23 protein-coding genes, 1 tRNA gene and 1 pseudogene are annotated in these 26,127 nt (G+C 44.6%); 15 read left to right on the forward strand and 10 right to left on the reverse strand.

What is annotated here, in order from left to right; all coding sequences use genetic code 11:
* Nucleotides 1–2 precede the first annotated feature (2 nt).
* From ACZ5PW_RS06090 to ACZ5PW_RS06100, 3 genes are read left to right on the forward strand one after another with little or no spacing between them, the layout of a single operon-like run.
* Nucleotides 3–2,153 (forward strand): PAS domain-containing sensor histidine kinase, encoded by a 2,151-nt coding sequence (locus ACZ5PW_RS06090; protein WP_464558942.1) that lies wholly within the window; start codon nucleotides 3–5, stop codon nucleotides 2,151–2,153.
* A 10-nt stretch (nucleotides 2,154–2,163) separates the two neighbouring features.
* Nucleotides 2,164–3,372 (forward strand): HDOD domain-containing protein, encoded by a 1,209-nt coding sequence (locus tag ACZ5PW_RS06095; protein WP_464558944.1) that lies wholly within the window; start codon nucleotides 2,164–2,166, stop codon nucleotides 3,370–3,372.
* Nucleotides 3,362–4,483, forward strand: a complete 1,122-nt coding sequence (locus ACZ5PW_RS06100; RefSeq protein WP_464558946.1) for an HD domain-containing phosphohydrolase — start codon at nucleotides 3,362–3,364, stop codon at nucleotides 4,481–4,483. The genes ACZ5PW_RS06095 and ACZ5PW_RS06100 overlap by 11 nt, the downstream gene beginning before the upstream one ends.
* Nucleotides 4,484–4,544: 61 nt before the next feature.
* Here the strand turns inward: ACZ5PW_RS06100 and ACZ5PW_RS06105 are convergent, their stop codons facing one another.
* Both ACZ5PW_RS06105 and ACZ5PW_RS06110 read right to left on the reverse strand, forming a co-directional pair.
* Entirely contained in the window at nucleotides 4,545–6,731 is a 2,187-nt protein-coding gene (locus ACZ5PW_RS06105; RefSeq protein WP_464558948.1) for a sensor histidine kinase, read from the reverse strand.
* A gap of 13 nt (nucleotides 6,732–6,744) precedes the next feature.
* Nucleotides 6,745–7,716: an ABC transporter substrate-binding protein gene (locus ACZ5PW_RS06110; RefSeq protein WP_464558950.1), complete on the reverse strand. Its 972-nt coding sequence runs from the start codon at nucleotides 7,714–7,716 to the stop codon at nucleotides 6,745–6,747.
* A 217-nt stretch (nucleotides 7,717–7,933) separates the two neighbouring features.
* Between ACZ5PW_RS06110 and ACZ5PW_RS06115 the strand changes: the two genes are divergently transcribed.
* The 4 genes from ACZ5PW_RS06115 to ACZ5PW_RS06130 all read left to right on the forward strand — a co-directional run bounded on the left by ACZ5PW_RS06115 (nucleotide 7,934) and on the right by ACZ5PW_RS06130 (nucleotide 11,134).
* Nucleotides 7,934–8,233: a hypothetical protein gene (locus tag ACZ5PW_RS06115; RefSeq protein ID WP_464558952.1), complete on the forward strand. Its 300-nt coding sequence runs from the start codon at nucleotides 7,934–7,936 to the stop codon at nucleotides 8,231–8,233.
* A gap of 167 nt (nucleotides 8,234–8,400) precedes the next feature.
* A complete protein-coding gene (locus tag ACZ5PW_RS06120) occupies nucleotides 8,401–9,510 on the forward strand; it encodes an NAD(P)/FAD-dependent oxidoreductase (protein ID WP_464558954.1) in 1,110 nt (369 codons plus the stop codon).
* A 238-nt stretch (nucleotides 9,511–9,748) separates the two neighbouring features.
* A complete protein-coding gene (locus ACZ5PW_RS06125; protein WP_464558956.1) occupies nucleotides 9,749–9,844 on the forward strand; it encodes a hypothetical protein in 96 nt (31 codons plus the stop codon).
* Nucleotides 9,845–9,964: 120 nt separating this feature from the next.
* On the forward strand, nucleotides 9,965–11,134 hold the full coding sequence (locus ACZ5PW_RS06130; RefSeq protein ID WP_464558958.1) for a PQQ-dependent sugar dehydrogenase: 1,170 nt from the start codon (nucleotides 9,965–9,967) through the stop codon (nucleotides 11,132–11,134).
* A 201-nt stretch (nucleotides 11,135–11,335) separates the two neighbouring features.
* Here the strand turns inward: ACZ5PW_RS06130 and fumC are convergent, their stop codons facing one another.
* Nucleotides 11,336–12,739 carry a class II fumarate hydratase gene (gene fumC / locus ACZ5PW_RS06135; RefSeq protein WP_464558960.1) on the reverse strand — a complete coding sequence of 468 codons (1,404 nt, stop codon included), beginning with the start codon at nucleotides 12,737–12,739 and terminating at the stop codon, nucleotides 11,336–11,338.
* Between the two features lie 481 nt (nucleotides 12,740–13,220).
* Between fumC and ACZ5PW_RS06140 the strand changes: the two genes are divergently transcribed.
* The gene (locus ACZ5PW_RS06140; protein ID WP_464558962.1) at nucleotides 13,221–13,673 is read left to right on the forward strand and encodes a superoxide dismutase, Ni; all 453 of its coding nucleotides are present in this window, start codon (nucleotides 13,221–13,223) and stop codon (nucleotides 13,671–13,673) included.
* Between the two features lie 180 nt (nucleotides 13,674–13,853).
* On the opposite strand, the gene ACZ5PW_RS06145 is transcribed toward ACZ5PW_RS06140, so the two are convergent.
* From ACZ5PW_RS06145 to ACZ5PW_RS06155, 3 genes are all read right to left on the reverse strand, one after another.
* Nucleotides 13,854–14,870, reverse strand: coding sequence for a hypothetical protein (locus tag ACZ5PW_RS06145; protein ID WP_464558964.1), 1,017 nt, complete (start codon nucleotides 14,868–14,870; stop codon nucleotides 13,854–13,856).
* 707 nt (nucleotides 14,871–15,577) lie between these two features.
* The gene (locus tag ACZ5PW_RS06150) at nucleotides 15,578–15,865 is read right to left on the reverse strand and encodes a type II toxin-antitoxin system RelE/ParE family toxin (protein WP_464558966.1); all 288 of its coding nucleotides are present in this window, start codon (nucleotides 15,863–15,865) and stop codon (nucleotides 15,578–15,580) included.
* Nucleotides 15,866–16,096, reverse strand: a complete 231-nt coding sequence (locus ACZ5PW_RS06155; RefSeq protein WP_464558968.1) for a type II toxin-antitoxin system ParD family antitoxin — start codon at nucleotides 16,094–16,096, stop codon at nucleotides 15,866–15,868.
* Between the two features lie 311 nt (nucleotides 16,097–16,407).
* On the opposite strand from ACZ5PW_RS06155, the gene ACZ5PW_RS06160 reads away from it, so the two are divergent.
* The 6 genes and pseudogenes from ACZ5PW_RS06160 to ACZ5PW_RS06185 all read left to right on the forward strand — a co-directional run.
* Nucleotides 16,408–16,770 carry a hypothetical protein gene (locus ACZ5PW_RS06160; protein WP_464558970.1) on the forward strand — a complete coding sequence of 121 codons (363 nt, stop codon included), beginning with the start codon at nucleotides 16,408–16,410 and terminating at the stop codon, nucleotides 16,768–16,770.
* 60 nt (nucleotides 16,771–16,830) lie between these two features.
* A complete protein-coding gene (locus tag ACZ5PW_RS06165) occupies nucleotides 16,831–17,511 on the forward strand; it encodes a hypothetical protein (RefSeq protein WP_464558972.1) in 681 nt (226 codons plus the stop codon).
* A gap of 365 nt (nucleotides 17,512–17,876) precedes the next feature.
* Nucleotides 17,877–19,052 (forward strand): ISL3 family transposase, encoded by a 1,176-nt coding sequence (locus ACZ5PW_RS06170; RefSeq protein WP_464558974.1) that lies wholly within the window; start codon nucleotides 17,877–17,879, stop codon nucleotides 19,050–19,052.
* Nucleotides 19,053–19,180: 128 nt separating this feature from the next.
* Entirely contained in the window at nucleotides 19,181–20,254 is a 1,074-nt protein-coding gene (locus tag ACZ5PW_RS06175) for an ISL3 family transposase (protein ID WP_464558976.1), read from the forward strand.
* A gap of 76 nt (nucleotides 20,255–20,330) precedes the next feature.
* Nucleotides 20,331–21,506 carry an ISL3 family transposase gene (locus tag ACZ5PW_RS06180; RefSeq protein ID WP_464555690.1) on the forward strand — a complete coding sequence of 392 codons (1,176 nt, stop codon included), beginning with the start codon at nucleotides 20,331–20,333 and terminating at the stop codon, nucleotides 21,504–21,506.
* Nucleotides 21,507–21,575: 69 nt separating this feature from the next.
* Nucleotides 21,576–21,725, forward strand: a pseudogene (locus ACZ5PW_RS06185) (transposase); the annotation flags it as partial.
* Nucleotides 21,726–21,872: 147 nt separating this feature from the next.
* On the opposite strand, the gene ACZ5PW_RS06190 reads toward ACZ5PW_RS06185, so the two are convergent.
* The 3 genes from ACZ5PW_RS06190 to ACZ5PW_RS06200 form a co-directional block, all read right to left on the reverse strand.
* Nucleotides 21,873–21,949: transfer RNA gene (locus tag ACZ5PW_RS06190), tRNA-Pro, on the reverse strand.
* A gap of 97 nt (nucleotides 21,950–22,046) precedes the next feature.
* Nucleotides 22,047–23,063 (reverse strand): AmmeMemoRadiSam system radical SAM enzyme, encoded by a 1,017-nt coding sequence (gene amrS, locus ACZ5PW_RS06195; protein ID WP_464558978.1) that lies wholly within the window; start codon nucleotides 23,061–23,063, stop codon nucleotides 22,047–22,049.
* Nucleotides 23,064–23,065: 2 nt separating this feature from the next.
* Nucleotides 23,066–23,335, reverse strand: a complete 270-nt coding sequence (locus tag ACZ5PW_RS06200) for a hypothetical protein (protein ID WP_464558980.1) — start codon at nucleotides 23,333–23,335, stop codon at nucleotides 23,066–23,068.
* Nucleotides 23,336–23,493: 158 nt separating this feature from the next.
* Here ACZ5PW_RS06200 and purM point away from each other — a divergent pair, with 158 nt between their 5' ends.
* Nucleotides 23,494–24,540 carry a phosphoribosylformylglycinamidine cyclo-ligase gene (purM, locus tag ACZ5PW_RS06205; RefSeq protein ID WP_464558982.1) on the forward strand — a complete coding sequence of 349 codons (1,047 nt, stop codon included), beginning with the start codon at nucleotides 23,494–23,496 and terminating at the stop codon, nucleotides 24,538–24,540.
* A 129-nt stretch (nucleotides 24,541–24,669) separates the two neighbouring features.
* Here purM and ACZ5PW_RS06210 read toward each other — a convergent pair whose 3' ends face one another.
* Complete coding sequence (locus ACZ5PW_RS06210) at nucleotides 24,670–26,127, reverse strand: protein adenylyltransferase SelO (protein ID WP_464558984.1); 1,458 nt, start codon at nucleotides 26,125–26,127, stop codon at nucleotides 24,670–24,672.

Consider the following 26,127-nt stretch of genomic DNA (forward strand, 5'->3'; position numbering starts at 1 on the left):
GTATGAGTGAAAAAGGTAGCCGGGATTCTTCATTCTCACGTGTATTCAGTTATTCTGTATTGGCTTTTTTCTTCCTGCAGGTAGTTTGTGGAGTATTTGTAATTGTATTTTTCATCGGCGGTGAAATGTACAGAATGCAGACATCCCACGTTAAGACTGAGCTTGAAGGGCGGACTCAGCATTTAATTTCCTTTCTTGATGATCGGCTGATGATACTTAACGACTATTCCAGATTACCTGCGATTGTTGCTGGTGTCATGGACCCTGAGGGACAGCAGAGGAACACCGTAAACCTTATGGATTCTCTTCCCTTCTTAAAAAGCGAAGCTCTTTTCTCATTGCAGGATTTTCAGGGTGACTACATCTATTCCCAATGGTTTTTCGAAGATGCCGGACCTGTGGATGATTTCAATGATCTACTGCAGGGGCGGGTGGATAAGGATGTGGAGGTTCTGGGACCATTTGAGGGAGCACCGTCATGCTGTTACTGGCGGCTAAGTGTTCCTGTTGAATATCAGGGGATTCGGAAAGGAGTGCTTTCTGCGTATTTCCCGATAGATCTGAATGATAATTTCCCTGAGGCGGAAGATGATGTCCGCATTGTCCTTCGGGCAGACGGGAGACAGATCCTTTCAGTGGGGGAAGTGCCGGAACCGACAATGACCATAGAGTCGGAAATAGGGTTTTCCGATATTATTCTGCAGCAGTCGGTCAGCAGGAAAAAGGTTAATGAGCGGGTGACCTATCTTATCATTGCAATGGTTTCAGCTCTAATTGCGGGAACGGTTCTGGTTGTGATTGTAGTGCAACGGCTTGGAAAGAAGTTGTTTCTGGTTCCCCATAAAAAACTGCAGGCCATGAGGGACGAACTTGAGCAGGAAGTTGAAAAACGTACAAATGACCTGAAAATGAGAACTAATCAGCTTTCTATTGAAATCAAGGAGAGACGTGAGGCTGAAATTGAAGCCCGTGAGAATGGCAAGCTTATTTCATCTCTTCTTGAAGGAATTAGTGCAGCTTTTTTTATAATCAACCCGGTCGATAACACAATCGTTCGTTCTAACAGCGTTGTGTATGAAATGTTCGGGCTGACTCCATGGCAGGTCTCCAATCAGGCATGTGCCAAGCTATTTTTGGAGTTTTCCGATTCAATGGCGGATCTTCTGTGTCCGGAGTCGATAGGTAAAGGAAAGTATATAGAAGGTGTGGCCCGCCATGCTGAAGGTAATACATTTCCTGTTGCGCGCTATCTGGTTCCCATGGAGGTTCAGGGAAAAGAGCATATAGGGGTCATTATCCTCAATATTACCGAGAGGAAGAATCTTGAACGCAGGCTGAATGTAGCACAGAAGCTTGAGTCTGTAGGAGAGCTTGCTTCAGGCATAGCCCATGAAATAAATACACCGATTCAGTATGTTGGAGACAGCATCAGATTCGTTCGTGAAGCAGTGGCTGATATCCTTGAAATTATGGAGGCGGAAAATGAAATTATCGAAAAATGCAGGGCAGCCGGACTTCACAAGGATCTGATCGAAAATATTGAAGAACTTGAGGATGACGCCGATCTTGATTTTGTTGTCGAGGAAATTCCAAAGGCTTGTTCAAGAGCGCTTGAAGGAACCGAACGGGTGGCTTCCATTGTCAGAGCAATGAAGAATTTTGCGCATCCTGGAACAGGTGAAATGGTGATGGTGGATATTAATCAGGCATTGGAAAACACCATAATTGTTTCAAAGAATGAATGGAAGTATGTTGCCGAGATTGTGAAGGATTTTGGTGATGTACCACTTGTGCAATGTTTCCCCGGGGATATCAATCAGGTGCTGCTGAATGTTATCGTCAACGCTGCTCACGCCATCAGGGAGTCAGTTGAAGGTACAGAGGATAAAGGTATTATTACCATTTCAACTCTGGCGAGTGATGGAGAGATGATCATAAAGATCGCTGACACAGGAACCGGAATTCCGCAGGAGATACAGGATAAGATTTTTGATCCGTTTTTCACCACCAAGGAAGTGGGTAAGGGAACAGGTCAAGGGTTGGCAATTGTACATGATATTGTCGTGGAAAGGCATGGCGGAAGAATTGATATTGAATCAGAAGTGAGAAAAGGAACAACTTTTATTATAGGTCTGCCACTGGCTGATGACTAACGAGGTTCATATGAAGCGGAATATTCTATTTGTGGATGATGAGCAGGCAATTTTGGACGGCATCAGGACCATGATGCATGCCAAGCGCAAGGAGTGGAAATGTCACTATGCCAATAGCGGTGCTGAGGGCCTGCAGATGCTGGGGAAGAAAAAGTTTGACGTTGTTGTGGCCGATATGCGCATGCCGGGAATGGATGGAGCGGATTTTCTGACAGAAGTGGCCGAACGTGAACCGGGAGCCATCAGGATTATACTTTCAGGTTATTCCGACCCTGTGGCGTTGCAGAAAGTTACCCGGGTTGCCCATCAGTTTCTGAGTAAACCGTGCAGTTCGGATGTTATTATCAAGACAATTCAGAGGGTGACGGATCTTAGTGAAATCCTCTCTAATGATGAGGTGAGGACTGTTGTGGCAAGGGTAAATTCCCTGCCTGTAATGCCAGACCTCTATATTCAATTGAAAAAGGAGCTTGAGGCTCCGGAGCCGGATATCAAATTGATAGGCAGTCTTGTTGAAAAGGATGTCGGAGTTACTGCCACATTGTTGAAGGTCGTCAATTCCTCTTTCTTCGGTTTCTATGGAAAAGTAACCTCCCCCGCTCGTGCTGTCGCCCTTTTGGGTACTGAAATCGTTAAAGGGCTTGTTCTTGGTGCACTTTTTTTGAGTAAAATAGATATGGCCGCTTTTACTGATTACTCGGTAAGCAAGTTGTGGGACCATTCGATGCAGACCGGTTATTTCGCCAAGACAATCGCTGCTATGGAAAGTGAAGACAAAGATTTTATAGACGAGTGTTTCCTTTCCGGGATTCTTCATGATGTGGGAAAGCTTATCTTTGTTACCAAAATGAACGAAATCTATGACCCTGTTTTAAGTTGTGTTAGAAGCAAAGGAGGGCCTGTCGGCTTGTGTGAACTGGAAATGCTTGGGGTGGGGCATGCTGAGGTGGGAGCATACCTGCTGGGTTTGTGGGGATTCAACTCCAGTGTTGTAACCGGTGTGAACTGGCATCATTCTCCGGAAAAGGCTGGAAAGGGGTTGACCCATTCCCTTGTTTGCCACGTGGCGAATACTCTTCAGCACGAAATAATGAACTATTCTAAAGAGTATTCGTTTTCCACTATAAATGTCGATTATCTATCGGAAATAGGACTGGAAGATCGTCTTGATGTCTGGAGAGATGCCTGCAAAGAAAAATGGAGTGAGCATGAAGAATAAACGTAGAGTCCTTTTTGTTGATGATGAACAGAATATTCTGGATACCTTCAGAGCCTCTCTTCGTAAACGATATAAAGTCGGAACCGCCCTGGGACCGGTCGAAGGTCTGGAAAAGATCAAAACTTCCGGTCCTTATGCTGTAGTCGTGTCTGACCTCAAAATGCCGGATATGGACGGGATCACCTTTCTTACCAAAGTTCAGGAGATTTCTCCTGATACCGTAAGGATAATGCTTACCGGACATGCAGATGTCACATCGGCTATCTCGGCAGTCAATGAAGGTTCGGTCTTTCGGTTTCTGACCAAACCTACTCCGATGGATATCATGATTCAGACTCTGGAAGTGGCCCTGAAACAGTATTCGCTGGTCATAGCTGAGCGGGAACTTCTTCGGGGAACTTTGCGTGGGAGCATCAAAGTACTTACGGATATACTGGGGCTGGTTAATCCTGAGGCGTTCGGGCGCAGTGAGAGAGTCAAGAGACTTGCAGGGTATATCGGACAGAATCTGAATTTGAAACAGACTCTCCACCTTGACCTTGCCGCGATGTTGAGCCAGCTCGGCTGTGTGACGATGACCGATACTGTTCTGGAAAAGGTCTACCATGGAGAGGAGTTGACATCAGAGGAGCAGCAGATTTTCGATATGCATCCATCTGTTACAGCCGGTCTGCTGTCTCAGATTCCGCGCATGGACAAGGTTTCGGATATAATACTCCATCAGAATGACAGCCTGTCCAGGAATCCTACCCAGCCTACAGAGTCGCGTATTCTCAAAGTCTGCCTGGATTATGACTCACTCATCCAAAATGGTCTGGAAAAGCAGGATGCTATTGATGTTCTCAGGAGCAGGGCGGAGACTTACGATGCCAAGATGGTTGATATCCTTGAGAGAGGTACAGCCGGGGAGGAAGGGTTTGTCCGCCGGGAACTTGCCCTTACGGAGCTGCAGATCGGAATGATACTCGATGAAGCCCTTTGGAGTACTGACGAAGTGCATATAATGGCGGAGGGAACCGAAGTGACTGAGACCGCTCTGATAAGGATAGTGAACTTTTCAAAAGCTAAGAGGCTTCCGGATACGATAAGAGTTCTGGTTCCGGTTGAGTGATTTTTGTTTTGGCTTAAACATATTTTGTGATGAATTATTTCAGCCTTAATGACGGAGTTGACTAATGCGAAATAGGCAGTCTGATTGTAAATCTGGTATATTCTCCCGGTGTTGAGCTTACTTCGATAGACCCGGAGTGCTGCTTTACAATTATGAAATAGGATATGGATAACCCAAGGCCGGTTCCTTCTCCCGGAGGTTTAGTGGAGAAGAAAGGTTCAAAGATCCTTTTTCTGGACTCTTCATCAAGTCCCGGGCCGTTGTCCTCCACTTCAATAATGCCCATACCTTCTGAGTCAAATCTTTTAATTGTAATACAGGGGCCGCCCTCGCTATATATTTTTTCTGCCATTGCGTGAGCGGAATTTGAAATAAGATTAAAGAACACCTGTTGAATCTGGTTCGGGCAGCACAGGATATCATATGCTTCAGGATCGTAGTTGCGCTTAATTCTGATTTTTCTGAAGTCGTAGTTTTTTTTGAGATCATAGTCGTTGCTTACCAGACTGATAGTTCTGTCCATAAGATCACCAAGGTTAACTTTTGCAAAAATATGATCATTTTTGCGACTGAAGCTCAGCATATCTTTAACTATTTTAGCTGCCCGGTTACTGGAATCATAAATCGTACTGACGATCTTGTCACAGTCTCTGGCTTTGATATAGCTTGAAATATCCCTGAATTCTATTCCCAGTTCGCCCGCAGTCTCGGTGTTTCTCGTGGTCTCTTTCAGCAACCTGTTCTGCAGATTCTGGACACTACCTATGATAGCGGCCAAAGGATTGTTGATTTCATGGGCCATCCCCGCAGCCAGTCCTCCTACGGACATCATCTTTTCATTCTGGATCATGAATTCTTCGGCATGTTTCCGGGCGGTAATATCTCTGAACTCAATCACTTCAATCATGCGACCCTTGGAAGGTATCTTTTTAGCTTGCATCTGGACCGGGTACACGGTTCCGTCTTTCCGGAGCCCATGTCCTTCAACTGGTTCATTGAAGATTTCGGAAAAGTTGCCCCTGACCAGAGGGCGGGAACCTTCATCCATTAGTAATGCCAGATCTGATCCTATCAGCTCTTTCAGTTCGAAACCTGAGATTTCAGCCAACCCCTGATTACAGTCCACTATCATTCCGTGATCATGGATAGCTATCGCACCGAAAGATGCATTATGAAGAGTTCGGAACCGTTCCTCACTTTCCTGCAGTTCTTCCAGCGTACTCTGAAGATTAAAGGTCATGGAATTGAAGGCTGACGATAATTCTTCGATTTCTTTAAATCCGGTGACGGTTGTTTTTGTGAAATAGCCTTTTTCTTTTATTATTCTCGATTTTTCGGTCAAACTTTTTACCGGTTTGCTGATTCTCCTAGTGCTTCGCAGTGTTGCTATAGCGACAAGTGCTGCTGCAAGCATTGTGACCATAAGTGCTGTACCTGTTGAACTTATCGCCGGTTTCAATGCTGTCAACGCATCTGTTTCCGAAATAATCCTGTAGCTTCTGCCCCCCAGGTTGAATACCGAATTAGCACTTATAACCAGATTTCCATCAAGGTCTCTGCGCAGTCTGTCCTGTAAGTTTTTAAGACGGACTTCAGTCAGAACCGCAGAAGGGTTGGGGTGGGCTAGAATCCTTCCATCCATATCTGTCCATAAAATATGTCCTTTTATCGGGTCGTTGTCCTTTGTCACCTGGTCCCATATCGCGCTTAATGATAAATCTGCAATAACTACCAGACTTATCTTTCCGGTGTATCTGTCAAATAAAGGGGTTCCCACGGTTATAAGGGGAATTCCTGACAGTGGAGCATTGTGCGTTGGGCCGTAGCATACCATTTTTAATGAAATAACTTTCTTAAAAACAGCAGTAGTATGTTCACTGGTGCTGCCGTCGGTATATATTCTGTCAGAGAAAGAACCGGATTCGGCTTTACCTGTCGGGTCAAGAATCATTAAAGATCGGACCATGGGTGTTCTGGATATAAATTCTCTGAGAAGCTGCTTTGTTTGTTTATCATTCAGCTCGCTTAATTCTCTGTAATGATTAAGATCCGCGAGTTTGTCTTCAAGAATGGAAAATTGCTGTTTAACCAGCAAAGCTACGTGACTGGCCTTGCCCTTCTCATACATTGTTGATGCAGCGACCTGCTCATCATAAATCCAGAATGAGAGAAAGGCCCCCAGTATAAGCAAGGGTATAAGACTTACTGTTATATAAGATCTTAATAAAATGGAATAAAGTGGTTTCATGGCTCATCCTGCGTCAGCGAACTATGTTATGGGCCTGACGAAGAGCAGCATCATTGATTTTAATGCCGATTGCGGCAGCGGTTTTGAGGTTAATGAAAAGATAGTCCTCTGAAGTTTCCACTGGGAGTTCAGAAATCGGAGTTCCTGATAAAATTCTGTGGGCAAGCCGGGCAGCCTGCTTACCGACTTCATAGCCGTTGAATCCGTAACCTGTTAGAGCCCCTTGTTCGACCTGTTTGTAGCGGGGAGAGGACAGGGGAAGTTTTCTATCCAGACAAATTTCCACAAATGAGTGAATCCTGGACATGACCAGGCCTTCACGTGGCAGGAGAATTGCGTCTATGCCATGCGGTACATATTCACGATCTTTGAGTATATCAGTATTTGTATAAAACGGTTTTTTCACCAGAATGATTCCAAGTTTGGCGGCAGCTTTTTCCAGCATCCGCAAGCTTGCCCGGGAACTCTCATCTTCCGGGCTGTATGGTATGAATACTTTTCGGATACCCGGCACAACCTCGGTTAGGGAAGCCAGCCTGAGACCATCGCTGGCAGACAGACGTACTCCCGTGATGTTGGCTTCAGGAGATTTGGTGGTTTTCACTATGCCGGCGGAAACAGGGTCGTTAACAGGTGCAAAGACAACTGGTATTTTGCTGGCAGAAGTCATCTTTTTTGCGACCAGAGTTGAAGGCGTAGGTGAAGAGAAGATAAGATCAGGAGCGTCATCAAGGATTCTGGTCATGTATTTTTCGAGATCTTTTTTGGTCGGTGCCGAACCATGAAATATGTATTTGATGTTTTCTCCTTCTATGTAGTCAAGGTCACTCAGGCCGTCCTTGAACCCTTTCAGAGTTGGGATATTAAGATCAGTGAACAACAGGATTCCAATCCTTGCCGGTTTCTGTTGGGGAGTAAAAGAACCCCATAAAACCGCCGCAACGCATACGATTGCTATCAGAATAAGGATAATGTTTTTTTTCATGACTGGCTCTAATGTATTTACTCCGATGTTAAATATAATAATAAGACATAATAAACGTCCAGTAAACTCGATTCTTTAAAAGGTTGATCAGTTTAATACGTCATGGCTTATAAATAATTATTTTATATATTAAAATATAGCTTGAGTGTTATTGGTGCTGGATAACAGTCAACGACCTTGAATTGACAGTGCATCTCCCGCCTCTTAATGTTCTAAGATGATTGATAAGGCTTCAGCTATAGAAACGATTCTGCGCAAACTGAGGAAACTCCCGGTCGGTAAGGGGCTTGATCTGCGGACTTATAAACGGGACCGCTCAGTTGTTATCCTGCGCAAGACGGATGATTTGTTTTCAGTACGTCAGGACGGTTTTACAAAAGATACATTTTCGACAGACTTCAAGGGGCTGAAAAAGTTGTTAAAGAAGCTTCTGAAGCAGGAGTTTCCGCGTAGCAACAAGGTTCGCGTATATGAAGTGAGCGAGGAAGGAGGTGTAGGTCATGAGGTTGGTGGATGAGTTCGGGGGAGTGGGGCTTTTCTACGTAATTTTGAGCTCCTCCCACTTTAAAAATATTTCTTTTGTCATTCCCCGATGCATTTATAGACACTATGTTGCCGCTTACTCTACATATAAAAAGTGAAGGTCCTGACGTATAATCAAAACTAATTCTATCGGGAGAAATAATGGGAGAACTTGTCCTTGCCGGAGCGGGCCACGCGCACATGCAACTCATGGAGGCTATTCCGGATATCGTTGCGGATGGTCACCATGTTACAGTGATCAGTCCGGATGACAGGCACTATTATTCGGGAATGGGGCCGGGAATGCTCGGTGGCGATTACCGTTCAGATGAAATCAGTTTTCCTGTGAAGTCCATGGTGGAAAGCAGAGGCGGGGTTTTCGTTTCCGGCAGGGTTTCGCGCATAGATCCGCACAAGCGCCTTGTCATTCTTGAAGATGGTCAGGAAGTCCCTTACGATGTACTTTCCTGCAATCTCGGCAGCTTTGTTCCCAGCGGTCTTGTGGACGAAGACAGCACAGATATTTATCCCGTAAAACCCATACAAAATCTTTTACAAGCCCGCATCAGAATTCAGGAGATTGCCTCGGAACGTCCGGTGCGCATCGGTGTATGCGGAGGCGGGCCCGCGGCTTTCGAAGTAGCTTGCAATGCCTGGGTAGCGTCCAGAGGGCAGGCCTGTTTCGGTGCTGAGGTCCGGATTTTTACGGGTAGTGCTTTTCTGCGTAATCAGCCGGACAGGGTGCGCATACTTGCGCTCAAAAGTCTGAACAAACGTGGTATCGATGTTATTCAGGGCAGTTATGTGGAACGTGTGGCAAGTGGCTGTATCGTGTTGCAAAATGGACAGCGCTATGATCAGGACATTATTTTTTTGGCTTTGGGTGTGAAACCTTCAAAAGTCTTCGCCACCTCGGGTATCGCAACCGGAGATGATGGCGGCCTTAAGGTTAACCGCTATCTGCAAAGCGTTTCCCATCCGGAAGTTTTCGGTGGAGGTGATTGTATCTGGTTTGAGCCGTGTCCACTTGATAAAGTTGGCGTCTATGCGGTTCGTCAGAATCCCGTGCTAGTCCATAATGTACGGGCGCAGCTTGAAGGCAAGAGTCTGAGCGCATTCGAACCGGACGGTTCCTATTTACTTATCTTCAATGCCGGGGGCGGGAAAGGCATATTGCACAAAAACGGTTTAAGTTTCAGCGGCCCGCCCGCTTTCTGGATCAAGGACTATATAGACAGAAAATTTATCAAGAGATTCAGTGGAGACTGTTAAAAAGAGGCCTTACGTTGTATCAACGTAAGGCCTTTTTAATTGGTTTGATTTGTGCGTCAGAAATCTTTGTCTTCGTAAATGAATATATGGTATGGATTGTCAAATTCCAAATATATAACAAGGAGAATCTCCATGTTGCGTAAAACCATTAGCGGTATATCTATTCTGGCATTTTTGATTCTATTGCCGGCTCTGGCAGCAGCTCATTGTCAGGTCCCATGCGGTGATTGTTAACGCCATGAAAGCCAAGCAACATGCAGATATGGCGACCGTAAAGAAGCTAAAGGCGAGTATTAAGGCCTTGGAAGAATACTATCCTGAGCACAAGCATTAATGGCTTTTACGAATCTTTAGTTAATGTGCATGATGAGTGTTCAAAGGGCTGCAGTTTTTATAAAATGGCGGTCGGGTGAGAATGTTTCGAGTTTCATTTTTTACTAAACAGGTGGAAATTATGCGTATATTGCTTGTTATGTTTTTGACTTTCCTTCTTTGTAATCCTGTTTATGCTAGTCCATTTATGTCGCCCGAGGCTGTTTCGTCTGCAAAGTTGTTCCACAAAAATATCATAGCTGACGGTCTGGATCATCCTTGGGGCATGGTGTGGCTGCCTGACGGATCTATGCTGGTTACTCAGCGAGAGGGGGCGGTCCGTCATCTTAATGCTGATGGGAGCATCCGTACTAGAGAAGTCACTGGCGTGCCTGAGGTATTGAGTAGCGGGCAGGGCGGGCTGCTAGATATTTCTCTTCATCCAGATTTTTCGGAAAACGGTTTTGTATATTTTACCGCAGCCACCGGTACCAGACTTTCCAATCGTACAACTTTGATGCGGGCACGACTTGACGGTAAGCGATTTGTCGATGTGAAGGAATTGTTTCGAGTCTCGCAGAATAAGGTTGGCAGTCAGCATTTCGGTTCACGGTTGGTTTGGCTGCCGGATGGTACTTTCCTTATGAGCATTGGAGATGGCGGCAATCCGCCTGTGATGGTGGGCGGCACTTTGAGTCGAAATCTGGCTCAGGACGGCAAGAGTCATTTGGGTAAGGTGCTTAGATTTGATGCCGAGGGTCGTCCCGTGGAGGGAGCCTTTCCTGCTGATGCAGCCCTTCCTGAAGTCTACAGCATGGGACATCGAAATATTCAAGGTTTAGTCTATGACTCGATTCGGAAAATGATATGGGCCAGCGAACATGGAGCGTTAGGCGGGGATGAATTAAATCGCATTCAGCCAGGCGGTAACTATGGCTGGCCGAAGGTAACCTTCAGCAAGGAGTATCTTGGCTCTCTCGAAATCTCTCCCTATACCACTTTGCCCGGGAAAATTGATCCGGAGCTAGTCTGGATGAATGGCATTGCTCCGTCGGGTCTTGCCCTCTACACTGGAGATCTTTTTCCGGACTGGAAGGGCGACCTGTTTGCCGGAGGACTTCGGGATCAAAGCGTGCGGCGTATCATTCTTAATGATGCCGGGCGTGTACAAGGTGAGGAAATCATCCGTATCGGTCAAAGGGTGCGTGACGTTCGCCAGGGGCCGGACGGATATCTCTATGTGCTTACCGATGAATCCGATGGCAAGTTGATTCGGATCAGCCCGTCCAAGGAGACTGATCCGAATCCTTAAAGGGTGCTTAGACCAGTTTGGGGTGGAATTGAAAATAGCTCTGTAACTGTACAGAAGAAGTATACCATACCGATGATATGGCAAAAAATGTGTATATTCTTCTGTTTAAATCAGGGAGCAAGTTAGTCGTAAATAAGCCCGGATCATATGATCCGGGCTTATTTACGACTAAGTGAACTGTACTGCCATGTGCCTTATACTCTATCTATCGATCTCGTGAGGGTGAGTCATTTTGCTCGGCACTACGACTCGGTCGAATTCTTCTTCACTGATGAAATTAAGTTCCAGTGCTGCTTGTTTTAACGACAGGTCATTCTCCATGGCATGGTGTGCTATCTGCGATGCCTTATCATAACCGACCACAGGAGAGAGGGCTGTAACCAACATGAGAGAGCGTTCTACATATTGCTGGATCACTTTTTTATTCGGTTTCATGCCGTCCACCAAAAATCTCTTGAAGTTGCGCATAGCCCCCGACAAGATACGAATTGTTTGGCAAATATTGTGAATGATCAGTGGCTTGTATACATTCATTTCAAGATAGCCACTGGCACCGCCCATGCCGACAGCTACATCGTTTGACATGGCTTGAACTGCGGCCATGGCCAGTGCCTCGCATTGAGTAGGATTGACTTTCCCGGGCATGATGGATGAACCCGGCTCGTTGGAAGGAATTATCAATTCGTAAAAGCCCGCTCTTGGACCGCATGACAGAATTCGTATATCATTAGCTATTTTGTATAAAGAAGCAGCCAGGGTGCGCATTGCTCCTGAAAGCTGAACCAAATCATCGTGTGCCCCCTGAACAACGAATTTGTTAGGTGCGGTAATGAAGGGCAGACCGGTGAGTTTTGCAATATTCTCGGCGGCAGCAACATCGAATCCCGGGGCTGCGTTTATACCGGTCCCTACAGCCGTGCCGCCCAGAGCAAGGCGATAAACACCCGAAGTAGCCTGTCTGACGCGTTCGGCGTTATCTTTAAGCATACCAGCATATCCTGAAAATTCCTGCCCAAGCGTAATTGGAGTGGCATCCTGCATGTGAGTGCGGCCTATTTTTATGATATCCTTCCAATCTTCGACTTTTTGTTCAAGGGCACCGTGCAGCTCTTCAAGTGCAGGGAGGAGGTCTTGATTTATGCCGATAGCAGCGGCTATGCACATAGCACTGGGAAAGTTGTCATTAGTAGACTGAGACATGTTCACATGGTCGTTGGGATGAACAGGAACTTTTGATCCCAAGGGATATCCCTCTATCTGTGAACAGCGGTTGGCTATTACTTCGTTCACATTCATATTGAATTGTGTACCGCTGCCGGTCATCCACACATGAAGGGGGAACATGTCGTCATGTATTCCGGCAAGGATTTCGTCACAGACCTTGCAAATAAGGTCTTTCAAGTCTTCGGGGAGTAGTCCATCAGCATGGTTGGCAAGGGCGGAACCTTTTTTGAGGTAGGAATATGCGTTTATCATTTCGCGCGGAATCAACTCGCTGCTAATGCTGAAATACTTAATACTCCTTTGGGTTTGCGCTCCCCAAAGCTTGTCGGATGGGACTTTGACATCCCCGAGGCTATCTTTTTCAATACGAAATTTGTCCATCTAATCCTCCAGTATCATATGAAAGTGGACGACATCTTTTGCCCACTTCTAATTATTCGTACCTTTTTAACATGTGAGCTTTTCTGCGACAAGATACAGCGGCAATAAGTTTCTTATATCTGACTTCCTTGTTTCCTTGCTCTAAAAATAAGGTAAAAGATTAACTTGATCCTCAGGCAGCCAATCCAGGAGCTAATCTTTGCCCGACACATGTATTGGTGGAAAGCTCTGCTGGGACGGGAAAGGCATACTTCACAAAAGTGGTATAAGTATCAGCGGTCCGTCCGCTTTCTGGATAAAGGACTATATAGACAGAAATTTTATCAAGAGATTCAGTGGAGACTGTTGAAAAGAGGCCTTGCGTTGTATCAACGTAAGGCCCTTTTAGTTGGTTTGATATATGCGTCAGAAATCTTTTTCTTCGTAAATGAATATATGGTATGGATTATCAAATTCCTAATCTTTAACAAGGAGAATCACCATGTTGCGTAAAACTATTAGCGGTATATCCATTCTGGCATTTTTGATTTTATTGCCGACTCTCTCGGCAGCCCACTGCCAGGTTCCTTGCGGTATCTATGATGACAATGCCCGCGTCAAATCAATGCTTGAAGATGTGGAAACAGTGAGAAAAGCCGTAACTATGCTAGTGGACTTGGCAGATGAGACTGACGTTCAGTCCCGGCAGCAGTTCACACGCTGGGTGATGAATAAGGAAAGTCATGCTCAGCGCATTATTTCCACCAACTCGGATTACTTTCTTACTCAGCGGGTCAAAGCGTCTCAAAAGGATTATGTGGAACGTCTCAAACGTCACCATGCAGTGATTGTCAACGCCATGAAAGCCAAGCAAAATGCCGATATAGCAGTAGTTAAGGAGCTGGAAGCAAGTGTCAAAGCGTTGGAAGTCTATTACCCTGAACATAAGCACTAGGGAGTGCTCGAAGGTTAGCAGTCCGAATCTGCAATCTGCATGATCTACCTAGATCAAAAGCACTTTGGTTAGCCAGCGGTTGACCAGAGAGTTGACCTTCCAAAAGTTAAAGGACCATTTGGCATATAGCTGAATGGTCCTTTTAATTTTTATAAAGCGGGGAATTTGAATAGTTCTGTATTATGCCACTTGCGACCGGCAATTTTGTGATATTTTTACAATCCGTGTTTTATTCTCTGGCTGGGGCAGGAATCTATTCAGAAAAGGGCTTTTGTAGAATGGATCAGAAAAGCTCCTTTCTAATTCCGACTGAACCATAACATAACCATCAAGTGTGAAATGGCACAAAGCGCGATTGATATCAGCCCATTCTGTTATCGGGATATCCTCGTCATAAGGAAAATTGGCAAACTTCTTCCTTCCCATATTTACATAGTCCAGAGAGTTATGGGCCCTTTCGAATTTTTTCTCAACTGATTTAAGGTAATCGTCTGACATTACTCTGCATAACAAATTCATAAGATCGTTTCTTAAAGTATCTTTGACTATATTCAAGACTGTGCTGTCGGAAAGCCAGGCCGCAACATCCAGACACACGGTCCTTACGCCTCCATATCCAAGCTCTTTCAACGGATTGTGAGTTGTGGGTTCAAACTTATCAGCATAATTTGAAAAAACAGACTGAGCATCATTTTGAATGAAGCCCCGGAACTGATCGCTTAATCTCCGGTGTCTTTCTTTTTTAACTATTCTAAGCAGTAAACCTTTTTCAACTAATTGAGAAAGCAAAGACGGGGCAACAACCATTCTCCCCAGATCCTCAGAGTACTGGCTGCCAGTGCATTCCTTTACTTGTTTCTTGAACCAGAGAGGAATACTACCAGTAATACCATAATCTTCTTTAATTAATTCGGTATTTAGGATGCATACGTCAATGTGTCTGGGGTTAACCGACAGATCCCCGAATTCCTGAATTTGGCAATTATCAGCATATCTTCCAGCCAGAAAAACGGTCAATTCCATTAATTTTGCATAGCTTAAGGCAATAAGTGGGCGATGTTTAATATCGGAATTTTTTGATATCCCTTCCAGTTCGGTTTGTCTTAGATTGATAAATTCCTCATCTAAATTCTTTGGCTCTATTGTTGAATCAAGGAATTCATTAAATTTTATCAGATCACCAATTGTCATATCCATCTCTCACTCCGTATACCAAGTGGGATAACTTTAGCTTGTTCTGCCTTCATTCTTTCGCCGATCTTAAAAACAATCCGTGCATCTGCCTTCTTTCGTTACTCAATCATTTTGAGCCATAGAAATACCAAAAGCGTATCAGGTCACTCAGCATATGCATTCATTTCCTCAGGCTGGATAAACAACCTCTATAGCAATGGTAAGTTGTAGAAGGATTCCATGTATAGTTAACGCAATATATGTCCAAACTGACACAATAGTTTGTGGTCAGTTTCAGGGGAGAAAGGCAATCGGAGGGTGATAGAGAATCGTATTTATAAATTCTGCGATTGCAGCTAATTGGATACCATATGCACGGTTCACCATAATTCATTCCCTTACGTGATGCATCATGTAAGGAATTTAATTTACGAGTCGGAGGAAGAAGGGATGTCTTCCTATCGGAGATTTGTACTTGGCGTTGGAACTAATATGCGGGAGGGGTACCCCCCCCACCCGGTCCCCCACGAAAAAAGGCTTACAACAATGAATGTTGTAAGCCTTTGAATTTACTGGTCGGAGCAGGAGGATTTGAACCCCCGGCATCTTGCTCCCAAAGCCGTCTGCGAATGTTGCAGACTTTGAATTAATTGAATAATTTTTAGAATTGGGGACATTCTTTTTGAGATTTTTGGGTGTTTTTGGGGTGAATGGTTCCCCGTGTACTTCAATTAAAGTTGTCGTTCCACATCCATGCTTTGATGCAAAATCCTGCTGATTATGACTGTGTTCTTCGCAATGTGATAAAAAATTAGATGTTTCCCTACCGGATATTTACGGTAGCCATTTCGGATATGATCACAATTCACACCAAGTCTATAATTCTCTGCAAGTATATGGAAGGTCGAATCCATTTGGGTCAGATAGTCATTGCGCTGTGCGGCCCCCCATGTTTTTTGAGTGTATCGCGCAATGTTTTTCAAGTCAGCATAAGCTTTATTGGTCAGCTTGAAATTCATCTAGCTATCCAATTCTTTCATAATATTTTCAAGGGAATAGTCGGAAATTCCGCTATCCTCTCCCTCGCGCAGGGCCAGTTGCAGGGCTTTCAATTTTGCTTCTCTTTCTTCAAGGAGTCTCAGTCCTGCACGAATTATCTCGCTTGCGGAATTGAAGCGACCGGATTTTACCTGATCAGCGATAAAAGAATCAAAATGTTCGCCGAGTGTTACGCTGGTATTTTTTTGCATGGTGGCCTCCCTTGTTTGGATATACTTATAAATAATATTTATTGGTATTATTGGCAAGGAGGGGGTCATTTCGAAAACATTGGACCGATCTCGTAAGAGGTCGGTCCTTTTCTTTTATGCGGCGGACGATGGATGTCGTTTGTGTATAGTTTGTCGTGTTTGCATGTAGTTATTGTTGTTGATATTAAAGCTTATATTCATATATTTTATGGCCTTACAGTGTATTTTGTAAATAATTTATTTTTTTTCAACAAAAATCGGGGGGCAAAAGGCTTTAGGTTCAACGGCAAAAAAATGTAAGGAGGGTGTTTATGAAGATCATAAATTATTTGAAGGGAAAGTATTACAATCTAAAATCCCGGTTTAGTCTCGGTAGTGATCGCGAAAAGTACTTGATTCTGTCGACGAACCTTTTGATGAAGAGCAAAGGTGCAACTTTTCGAGGAGTCTTTGAGATATCTCAAAAATCTTATTCTATACTCGATTTACACGCTGAAAGAAGTTGTTATATCGAGTATATCTATTTGCGAGAGCCTGAATTTAATTGCGAAATAGGTTTGGGAAAAACTGCCCGAAAATCTCAGGCTAAGAAAATGTATAAACCTGAATCGTTCCCTAGTAAGGATGGTTTTGCGGATAATATTTGTTTGTTTTTTACTGCGCCAGATAAATGAATATTTCTGTAACTATTGGAAATAAATTTAAACTTAGCATTATTTAATAGAGGAGGACAAATGAGCGTTAAGAAAAAACTTAAAGATTTGTATCTTAGCAAAATGGACGGCTTGGCTTCTATATCTAACTCAAAGTTGGTAGATAGTGGGCCACTACTCACGGACTGTTGGGAAGAAGAATTTTCCTCCGTAAATCACAAAATTTTGATTATAGGGCAGCAGACCAATGGTTGGGATGCTTTTGACGAAGGTTTTGTCGATATAGATAGACTTCAGCGGTGCTATAGTGATTTCAGGCTGAGTTGTAATACGAGGTTTTGTACTAGTCCTTTTTGGCAGGCTGCTCACCATTTGCGGGAAAGTTTAAATCCGAATTGTTCTGAAGTTGCCTTTCAGTGGACTAATATTTGGAAGTATGACTCGAATAACTCAGCTCCCCCTAAGGAATTACAGCAGCTTGAATTGTTGCATTTCAATGTTCTAAAGGATGAAATTTCAATTATTGATCCTGACATTGTCATTTTCTTCACAGGCCCAAATTATGATGGAGCGATAAAAGCTCATCTGGATGATGCTAGCTTTAGTCCCTTTGTTAAAGGTGTTTCTGAGAGATCATTGGCCATGGTTAAAAGCCGTTATCTCCCAGAAAAATCTTACCGTTCATATCATCCTGGGTATTTGCGCAGGAGTAAGCAATGGGATCATTTGCAGCATATCTTGTCCGATTATGTCGACTCTTGACTTCACTCGTAGGAAATCTCTGGGTCGATCTCGTAGGAGGTCGGCTCTTTCATTTGTCTTGCGGCTGGCAATGGATGTCGGTGTCTTGTTAAGGGTAGGCATCTTGCTAATTCGAACAAGTCGTCGGGCCCTCCACACACTAGCGGAAACAGCCACAAGCTCATCTCACTAAAAATACTGGTAAAATGATTTTGATCACAATAATCACCAGCGGGAGAATCCAGTCGGTTTCACCGGCCGTTTTTCAAGGCTCTACCTCAAAGACAGGGGCGATAGAATAATCCGATAAAAGAAAGGCATACCGAACCGACTCGATATGCCCTATAAATTGATCAAATTTCCTACCAAAGAAAAGAGGTCAATTTATGGATCGGATTTTAATCGGTCTTTCCGATTTTGCAATCAAAAATGTAGTATCATATTTTCCGATAATTCTTGAAGTGGAGTGGACAGGCAAACCCGTTTGTCCACGATGTCGAAGTTCTTCTTTTCGCATCAAGGATACGTTTACGCGGTTCATCAAGAGCATCCCGCACAATGGACGAGCATCGATTCTTCGGGTGAAATGTCATAAGCATCACTGTAAGGATTGCGGTCGATATTTCAACACCCGTATGGAAGGTGTAAAAAAATGGAGTCGATCAACTGAAGTCCTGAAACGAGAAGTTTTTCGGCAGTACAACAACGGTTCGTGTAACAAGACCATCGCCAACGAAAACGGGATCGGCGTTTCAAGTGTGGAGCGATTTTACCATCAAGTCATTGATCTGAAAGCTCGACAGCGCAGCAACTGGAAATGCCCGAGTTATCTCGGAATTGACGAGCACCGCTTCACTCGCAAAGTCGGTTTTTCAACCACGTTTTGCGATCTTAAAAATAACAAAATTTTTGACATAGCCAGAGGTCGCAGTGCAGCTGAATTACTCCCTTTTCTCAGGACTCTTAAAGGACGTAGTAAGGTAAAAGTAGTTTGCATCGATATGAATTCTGCTTATCGGCATATGGTTAAAAACTGGTTTCCGAATGCGCGGATTGTTTCGGATCGCTTTCACGTAATCCGGTTGGTAAATCATCATTTTACCAAGACCTGCAAGCTGATTGATGAAGAAAATATTTCTTATGGGCGTGGTGGAATTATGCGGGCCATGCTGTGTCGGCAGGACCGTTTGCCCGATAAAAGGAAAGATCTTTTGTCTCAATATTTTAAGGCTCAACCGGCAATAGAAAGCCTTTACCATTTCTGCCATGAACTAAACGATCTTCTGCGGATCAGGGCGCAAAATGGTCGTAGCTGTAAAAAATACATTTCCGAATTGCTTGATAAAATAAAGCAACTTCAGCAAAGTCCTTTTGCTCCACTTCGGACGTTGGGTAAAACTTTGAGCAACTGGAAAGAGGAGGTGGCCCGGATGTTTCGCTACAGTAAAAGCAACGGAACAACTGAAGGATTTCATCGAAAGATGAAACTTATCCAGAGGCGGGCATACGGGTTTAGAAATTTTGAAAACTATCGGCTGCGTGTGCGCGTTTTGTGTGGGTAGTCGAAAAGAGAGGCTCTACCTCAAAGACAGGGGCGATAGAATAATCCGATAAAAGAAAGGCATACCGAACCGACTCGATATGCCCTATAAATTGATCAAATTTCCTACCAAAGAAAAGAGGTCAATTTATGGATCGGATTTTAATCGGTCTTTCCGATTTTGCAATCAAAAATGTAGTGTCATATTTTCCGATAATTCTTGAAGTGGAGTGGACAGGCAAACCCGTTTGTCCACGATGTCGAAGTTCTTCTTTTCGCATCAAGGATACGTTTACGCGGTTCATCAAGAGCATCCCGCACAATGGACGAGCATCGATTCTTCGGGTGAAATGTCATAAGCATCACTGTAAGGATTGCGGTCGATATTTCAACACCCGTATGGAAGGTGTAAAAAAATGGAGTCGATCAACTGAAGTCCTGAAACGAGAAGTTTTTCGGCAGTACAACAACGGTTCGTGTAACAAGACCATCGCCAACGAAAACGGGATCGGCGTTTCAAGTGTGGAGCGATTTTACCATCAAGTCATTGATCTGAAAGCTCGACAGCGCAGCAACTGGAAATGCCCGAGTTATCTCGGAATTGACGAGCACCGCTTCACTCGCAAAGTCGGTTTTTCAACCACGTTTTGCGATCTTACAAATAACAAAATTTTTGACATAGCCAGAGGTCGCAGTGCAGCTGAATTACTCCCTTTTCTCAGGACTCTTAAAGGACGTAGTAAGGTAAAAGTAGTTTGCATCGATATGAATTCTGCTTATCGGCATATGGTTAAAAACTGGTTTCCGAATGCGCGGATTGTTTCGGATCGCTTTCACGTAATCCGGTTGGTAAATCATCATTTTACCAAGACCTGCAAGCTGATTGATGAAGAAAATATTTCTTATGGGCGTGGTGGAATTATGCGGGCCATGCTGTGTCGGCAGGACCGTTTGTCCGATAAAAGGAAAGATCTTTTGTCTCAATATTTTAAGGCTCAACCGGCAATAGAAAGCCTTTACCATTTCTGCCATGAACTAAACGATCTTCTGCGGATCAGGGCGCAAAATGGTCGTAGCTGTAAAAAATACATTTTCGAATTGCTTGATAAAATAAAGCAACTTCAGCAAAGTCCTTTTGCTCCACTTCGGACGTTGGGTAAAACTTTGAGCAACTGGAAAGAGGGGCTCTACCTCAAAGACAGGGGCGATAGAATAATCCGATAAAAGAAAGGCATACCGAACCGACTCGATATGCCCTATAAATTGATCAAATTTCCTACCAAAGAAAAGAGGTCAATTTATGGATCGGATTTTAATCGGTCTTTCCGATTTTGCAATCAAAAATGTAGTGTCATATTTTCCGATAATTCTTGAAGTGGAGTGGACAGGCAAACCCGTTTGTCCACGATGTCGAAGTTCTTCTTTTCGCATCAAGGATACGTTTACGCGGTTCATCAAGAGCATCCCGCACAATGGACGAGCATCGATTCTTCGGGTGAAATGTCATAAGCATCACTGTAAGGATTGCGGTCGATATTTCAACACCCGTATGGAAGGTGTAAAAAAATGGAGTCGATCAACTGAAGTCCTGAAACGAGAAGTTTTTCGGCAGTACAACAACGGTTCGTGTAACAAGACCATCGCCAACGAAAACGGGATCGGCGTTTCAAGTGTGGAGCGATTTTACCATCAAGTCATTGATCTGAAAGCTCGACAGCGCAGCAACTGGAAATGCCCGAGTTATCTCGGAATTGACGAGCACCGCTTCACTCGCAAAGTCGGTTTTTCAACCACGTTTTGCGATCTTACAAATAACAAAATTTTTGACATAGCCAGAGGTCGCAGTGCAGCTGAATTACTCCCTTTTCTCAGGACTCTTAAAGGACGTAGTAAGGTAAAAGTAGTTTGCATCGATATGAATTCTGCTTATCGGCATATGGTTAAAAACTGGTTTCCGAATGCGCGGATTGTTTCGGATCGCTTTCACGTAATCCGGTTGGTAAATCATCATTTTACCAAGACCTGCAAGCTGATTGATGAAGAAAATATTTCTTATGGGCGTGGTGGAATTATGCGGGCCATGCTGTGTCGGCAGGACCGTTTGTCCGATAAAAGGAAAGATCTTTTGTCTCAATATTTTAAGGCTCAACCGGCAATAGAAAGCCTTTACCATTTCTGCCATGAACTAAACGATCTTCTGCGGATCAGGGCGCAAAATGGTCGTAGCTGTAAAAAATACATTTTCGAATTGCTTGATAAAATAAAGCAACTTCAGCAAAGTCCTTTTGCTCCACTTCGGACGTTGGGTAAAACTTTGAGCAACTGGAAAGAGGAGGTGGCCCGGATGTTTCGCTACAGTAAAAACAACGGAACAACTGAAGGATTTCATCGAAAGATGAAACTTATCCAGAGGCGGGCATACGGGTTTAGAAATTTTGAAAACTATCGGCTGCGTGTGCGCGTTTTGTGTGGGTAGTCGAAAAGAGAATCAACGGTTGGAAATTTGATCATTCGGGCTTGCGCCCCTTTCTTCGGTGTAGACCCGAAAGAGGAGGTGGCCCGGATGTTTCGCTACAGTAAAAACAACGGAACAACTGAAGGATTTCATCGAAAGATGAAACTTATCCAGAGGCGGGCATACGGGTTTAGAAATTTTGAAAACTATCGGCTGCGTGTGCGCGTTTTGTGTGGGTAGTCGAAAAGAGAATCAACGGTTGGAAATTTGATCATTCGGGCTTGCGCCCCTTTCTTCGGTGTAGACCCTTTTTCAAAAGGTCCCCCACCCGGTCCCCCACGAAAAAAGGCTTACAACAATAAATGCTGTAAGCCTTTGAATTCGCAGTGGTCGGAGCAGGAGGATTTGAACCCCCGGCATCTTGCTCCCAAAGCAAGCGCGCTACCAGACTGCGCCATGCTCCGACTTGTTTCGTGCAGAAAGGGGAAATACTTGAAATGCTATTGCTTGGCAAGCATAAAATTAATTTATTTTATTTCGAGTTGTTATCAGAGTACTCAATCACTTGAAAACTCCGTTCATTTCACAGCCGCAATATTTGCACATTCCGTCTTCAAGCCCGGTGTTTTCCATGTCGAATCCGAAACGCTTGATAAGCTCTGCTTTGCAGGAAGGGCAGAAACTGTTCGAGTTTTCGCTTCCCGGTACATTACCGATATAAACGTACTCAAGCCCCGCGTCTGTTCCTGTCTTTCTGGCTCTGGTTAATGCCTGCATGGATGTAGCCGGGCAGTCCTGCATTTTGTAATCCGGATGGAAGCGGGAAATATGCCACGGGACTTCTTCACCCAGTTCATCCGCTATAAAGGCGGCCAGTTCTTTAAGTTCATCAGGGTTGTCGTTTTTTCCGGGAATTAGCAGAGTGGTGACTTCTAGCCACCATTTTTTTTGTTTCATCAGTTTGAGATTCTCGAGCACAGGTTTTAGTTTGCCGTCACATGTGTTTTTGTAAAAATCATCGTTGAATGCTTTGAGATCAATATTGGCGGCATCAATCAGCCCGGTTAGTTCATCAATGCATTCCGGACTCTGGAAACCGTTCGATACCATTATGTTCTTGAGTCCTCTGGATCTGGCCAGCCGGGCGGTATCCTGCATCAGCTCGAAGAAAATAGTTGGCTCCGAATAGGTGTACGATATGGAATCACATTCATGGGCGATTGCAGCTTCCACCAGTGTTTCAGGGGTGACTTTCTGTCCTGTTATTTCCCTTCCTGTTTTCGGATGCTGTGAAAGGGACGCATTCTGGCAGAAAGTACAGCCGAAGTTACACCCCTGGGTTCCAAGCGAGAACGTTTTGGTTCCGGGCAGAAAGTGGTAGAGAGGTTTTTTCTCCACGGGATCGATATTGATGGCGGCTACTCTTTCATAGGTTTTGGTGAAAAGTTCTCCGTCAATATTCTGCCGGACTCCGCACTTACCGTGGTTTGAGGGTTCAATAATGCAGAAATGACTGCACAGGCGACACTGGACTTTACTTTCTTTGAGAGATTTCCAGAGCCTGGCTGGATGATTCATGTTTAATCCTTTTCAATTTTGATTTCAGGAGTCACAAATATCGGCCCGTCATATTGAGGATTTTCCTCCTTATCTTTGGGCTTTGTGCTCATGATGTTGGAGTTTTTGTCTGATTTGATTTTAATTTCGTTTTTATCAACACTAGTCCCGTATTTTATAGGTTTACGGTCTTTGGCGGTATCCTTGTTGATGAATTTCGTTCCGCACACCCCTTGCCCTGCCATAGACAGAGACAAAATAATAGTCAGAGTGATGAAAGTTTTCTTGTACATGGTTTTTCTCCGTGTCATACTATAAACTGTTATGGGGTCCGTTGCAAACAGCGGTCCTTTTTATTGCGTTTTCGCGGAAAGGGCTTGGATGTTTCTTGAACTCTTGACGGATTCAGCATATACAGTCCGTTCTTAGAGACTGTTAGGAGATAATAAATATGGCAAGTCGTTCTGATGCTTACAAGGCCGCCGGTGTCGATATCGATGCGGCCAATGATTTTATAGGCCGCATCAAGGGGATGGTGGGTTCCACCTTCACCAAAGGCGTGGTCACAGATATCGGTGGTTTCGGCGGGCTGTTCAAGCTTGACCTGACCCAGATGGAAGAGCCTGTTCTTGTCGCCGGAGCTGACGGCGTGGGAACGAAGCTCAAACTCGCCTTTGCAATCAACAAGCATGATACCATCGGTATCGACCTTGTAGCAATGAGCGTAAACGATATTTTGGTACAGGGAGCCAAGCCCCTTTTCTTCCTTGATTACTTTGCTACAGGCAAGCTGGAGTCCGGTGTTGCGGAAGAAGTTTTAGCCGGGGTTGTGGAAGGCTGCAAGATTTCAGGCTGTGCGCTGCTCGGCGGTGAGACCGCTGAAATGCCCGGCTTCTACTCAGACGGTGAGTATGATCTTTCCGGTTTCTGTGTGGGAATGGTGGATAATACCAAAATTGTTGATGGATCATCCATCACAATTGGGGATTCCATCATCGGCCTTGAGTCCTCCGGTATTCATTCCAATGGTTATTCACTGGTCCGCAAACTTTACGAAGAGTCCGGCCTCAAGGCGGATGATCTGCTGCCCGGAACCGATGAAAAAATCGGTGAAGCTTTGCTGACCCCCACAAGAATTTATGTGGACGCTGTACGCAACCTTTCCCGCGATATTGAGATCAAGGGCATGGTACACGTTACTGGCGGTGGTTTTTATGACAACCTGCCACGTATACTGCCCAAGCAGGTCACAGCGAATATCAATTTCGGTTCCTGGGATGTTCTGCCCGTTTTCAACTGGCTTAAAGAGCAGGGCAACCTGAGCTGGCCTGAAATGCTGCAGATCTTCAACACCGGTATCGGTTACATTCTTGTTGTGGCGAAGGATCGTGAAGAAGATGTTCTCAACCGTCTGTCCGGTATGAATCTTAATGCCTGGAAAATCGGTGAGACTGTCACCCGCGATGGTGATTCAGAGCAGGTCAAAGTCAATTTCTGATTTTGATTTATAGTAAATTTGAAAACCCCTGAAACTTTGGTTTCAGGGGTTTTTATTTGGTAAATGCTTAGAACCGCGTTCCGCATTAATTCAGGTGCTCCTTTTTCAGCCGGATGGATCTGTTTTATATCAGGTCCCGCAGAAAGTCTGGTATACTTTTTCGGTTGCTTCCGGAGGACTGGTGTACTCCAGAAACTCGGGCCGTTCTTTGTAAGGATGTTTCAGAACATCAAGAAGCCTTTCCGCGATACTGAAATCACTATTCTCCACTGCTGCTGATATTGCTTTTTCGACCTGATGATTGCGTGGAATATAGGCCGGGTTGGCCTGATTCATGATTTTAAGGGCTTCTGTGTGCGGAATGTTTTTATTATTCAGAAGTTTTTTCCAGTCCGCAATCCACGCTTCTGCTTTGTCACCGTCCGAAAACAATGAGATAAAAGCTTCCTGTTTTCCTTCCATAACTTTCCCTAGATTCCGAAAAGCAAGGGTGAAGTCAGTTTTTTCTTTGTTCATCATGTCCAGCAGGTTGTTCAGCAGAGCGATACCTGATTGGTCAGCCTGATTGATCCCTATTTTACGACCCATTTCAAGGAAATAGTTTTCCTTGAAATTACCGCTGAATTTTTCGATTTCATTTTCAGCTGTTTCTTTAGCTTTTTCTTCGTCATCGTGGAGCAGTGGAAGCAGACAGCCTGCAAATCCCGCCATATTCCATTGGATGATGGAGGGTTGGCGTCCGTAAGCATACCTTCCGTAGTGGTCGATTGAACTGAACACTGTTGCCGGATCATAGCTGTCCATGAAGGCACAGGGACCATAATCTATGGTTTCGCCTGAAACTGTAGTGTTGTCAGTGTTCATAACGCCGTGAATAAACCCGATGCGCATCCATTTAGCCACCAGTTCTGCCTGAACACTGCATACTTCCCTGAGTAGACCGAGATAAGGGTTCCCAGTCTGTTTTAATTGGGGATAATGACGTTCAATAGTGTAGTCGGCAAGAATCTTGATGGCTTCACTATCGTTCCTCGCGGCAAAGTATTCAAATGTTCCCACCCTTATGTGGCTGGATGCGATGCGGGTGAGAACGGCTCCGGGCAGTTCTCCTTCCCGAAAGACTTTTTCTCCGGTGCTGACCATTGCCAGAGAGCGGGTAGTGGGAATACCGAGCCTGAACATTGCCTCGCTGATTATGTATTCCCGTATGACCGGTCCCAGTGGGGACCGTCCGTCACCGTTTCTTGAGAATCTGGTCTGTCCTGAGCCTTTTAATTGAATGTCGAAACGCTGCCCTTTTTTATTTACAAATTCACCCAGCAGGACAGCACGTCCATCTCCGAGGCGGGGTACAAAATGTCCGAACTGGTGTCCGGCGTAAACCTGCGCGATTGGTTCCGAGCCCTCTGGAAGTGTGTTGCCCGAAAAAAGCTCCGCCATTTCCGCCTCGGATTCAGGCAGACTGAAATCCATATATTCTGCCATTTCCCGGTTGACCCGGATCAGTTGCGGATTTTCGAATCCGGAGGGATTAACTCTGTGGAAAAATCTTCCCGGGAGTTTTGCATAGGTGTTGTCAAAGGGCAC

The organism is Maridesulfovibrio salinus, assembly GCF_055394525.1.

What these genes read in the sequence shown, in the direction of transcription:
- ACZ5PW_RS06120 (WP_464558954.1), top strand. Translation starts at nt 8,401, where the DNA reads ATGGGAGAACTTGTCCTTGCCGGAGCGGGCCACGCGCACATGCAACTC.
- ACZ5PW_RS06145 (WP_464558964.1), bottom strand. Translation starts at nt 14,870, where the DNA reads ATGGATATGACAATTGGTGATCTGATAAAATTTAATGAATTCCTTGAT.
- ACZ5PW_RS06130 (WP_464558958.1), top strand. Translation starts at nt 9,965, where the DNA reads ATGCGTATATTGCTTGTTATGTTTTTGACTTTCCTTCTTTGTAATCCT.
- ACZ5PW_RS06160 (WP_464558970.1), top strand. Translation starts at nt 16,408, where the DNA reads ATGAAGATCATAAATTATTTGAAGGGAAAGTATTACAATCTAAAATCC.
- ACZ5PW_RS06150 (WP_464558966.1), bottom strand. Translation starts at nt 15,865, where the DNA reads ATGAATTTCAAGCTGACCAATAAAGCTTATGCTGACTTGAAAAACATT.
- ACZ5PW_RS06165 (WP_464558972.1), top strand. Translation starts at nt 16,831, where the DNA reads ATGAGCGTTAAGAAAAAACTTAAAGATTTGTATCTTAGCAAAATGGAC.
- ACZ5PW_RS06115 (WP_464558952.1), top strand. Translation starts at nt 7,934, where the DNA reads ATGATTGATAAGGCTTCAGCTATAGAAACGATTCTGCGCAAACTGAGG.
- ACZ5PW_RS06105 (WP_464558948.1), bottom strand. Translation starts at nt 6,731, where the DNA reads ATGAAACCACTTTATTCCATTTTATTAAGATCTTATATAACAGTAAGT.
- ACZ5PW_RS06100 (WP_464558946.1), top strand. Translation starts at nt 3,362, where the DNA reads ATGAAGAATAAACGTAGAGTCCTTTTTGTTGATGATGAACAGAATATT.
- fumC (WP_464558960.1), bottom strand. Translation starts at nt 12,739, where the DNA reads ATGGACAAATTTCGTATTGAAAAAGATAGCCTCGGGGATGTCAAAGTC.
- ACZ5PW_RS06170 (WP_464558974.1), top strand. Translation starts at nt 17,877, where the DNA reads ATGGATCGGATTTTAATCGGTCTTTCCGATTTTGCAATCAAAAATGTA.
- purM (WP_464558982.1), top strand. Translation starts at nt 23,494, where the DNA reads ATGGCAAGTCGTTCTGATGCTTACAAGGCCGCCGGTGTCGATATCGAT.
- ACZ5PW_RS06155 (WP_464558968.1), bottom strand. Translation starts at nt 16,096, where the DNA reads ATGCAAAAAAATACCAGCGTAACACTCGGCGAACATTTTGATTCTTTT.
- ACZ5PW_RS06200 (WP_464558980.1), bottom strand. Translation starts at nt 23,335, where the DNA reads ATGTACAAGAAAACTTTCATCACTCTGACTATTATTTTGTCTCTGTCT.
- ACZ5PW_RS06140 (WP_464558962.1), top strand. Translation starts at nt 13,221, where the DNA reads ATGTTGCGTAAAACTATTAGCGGTATATCCATTCTGGCATTTTTGATT.
- ACZ5PW_RS06175 (WP_464558976.1), top strand. Translation starts at nt 19,181, where the DNA reads ATGGATCGGATTTTAATCGGTCTTTCCGATTTTGCAATCAAAAATGTA.
- ACZ5PW_RS06180 (WP_464555690.1), top strand. Translation starts at nt 20,331, where the DNA reads ATGGATCGGATTTTAATCGGTCTTTCCGATTTTGCAATCAAAAATGTA.
- amrS (WP_464558978.1), bottom strand. Translation starts at nt 23,063, where the DNA reads ATGAATCATCCAGCCAGGCTCTGGAAATCTCTCAAAGAAAGTAAAGTC.
- ACZ5PW_RS06090 (WP_464558942.1), top strand. Translation starts at nt 3, where the DNA reads ATGAGTGAAAAAGGTAGCCGGGATTCTTCATTCTCACGTGTATTCAGT.
- ACZ5PW_RS06125 (WP_464558956.1), top strand. Translation starts at nt 9,749, where the DNA reads ATGAAAGCCAAGCAACATGCAGATATGGCGACCGTAAAGAAGCTAAAG.
- ACZ5PW_RS06110 (WP_464558950.1), bottom strand. Translation starts at nt 7,716, where the DNA reads ATGAAAAAAAACATTATCCTTATTCTGATAGCAATCGTATGCGTTGCG.
- ACZ5PW_RS06095 (WP_464558944.1), top strand. Translation starts at nt 2,164, where the DNA reads ATGAAGCGGAATATTCTATTTGTGGATGATGAGCAGGCAATTTTGGAC.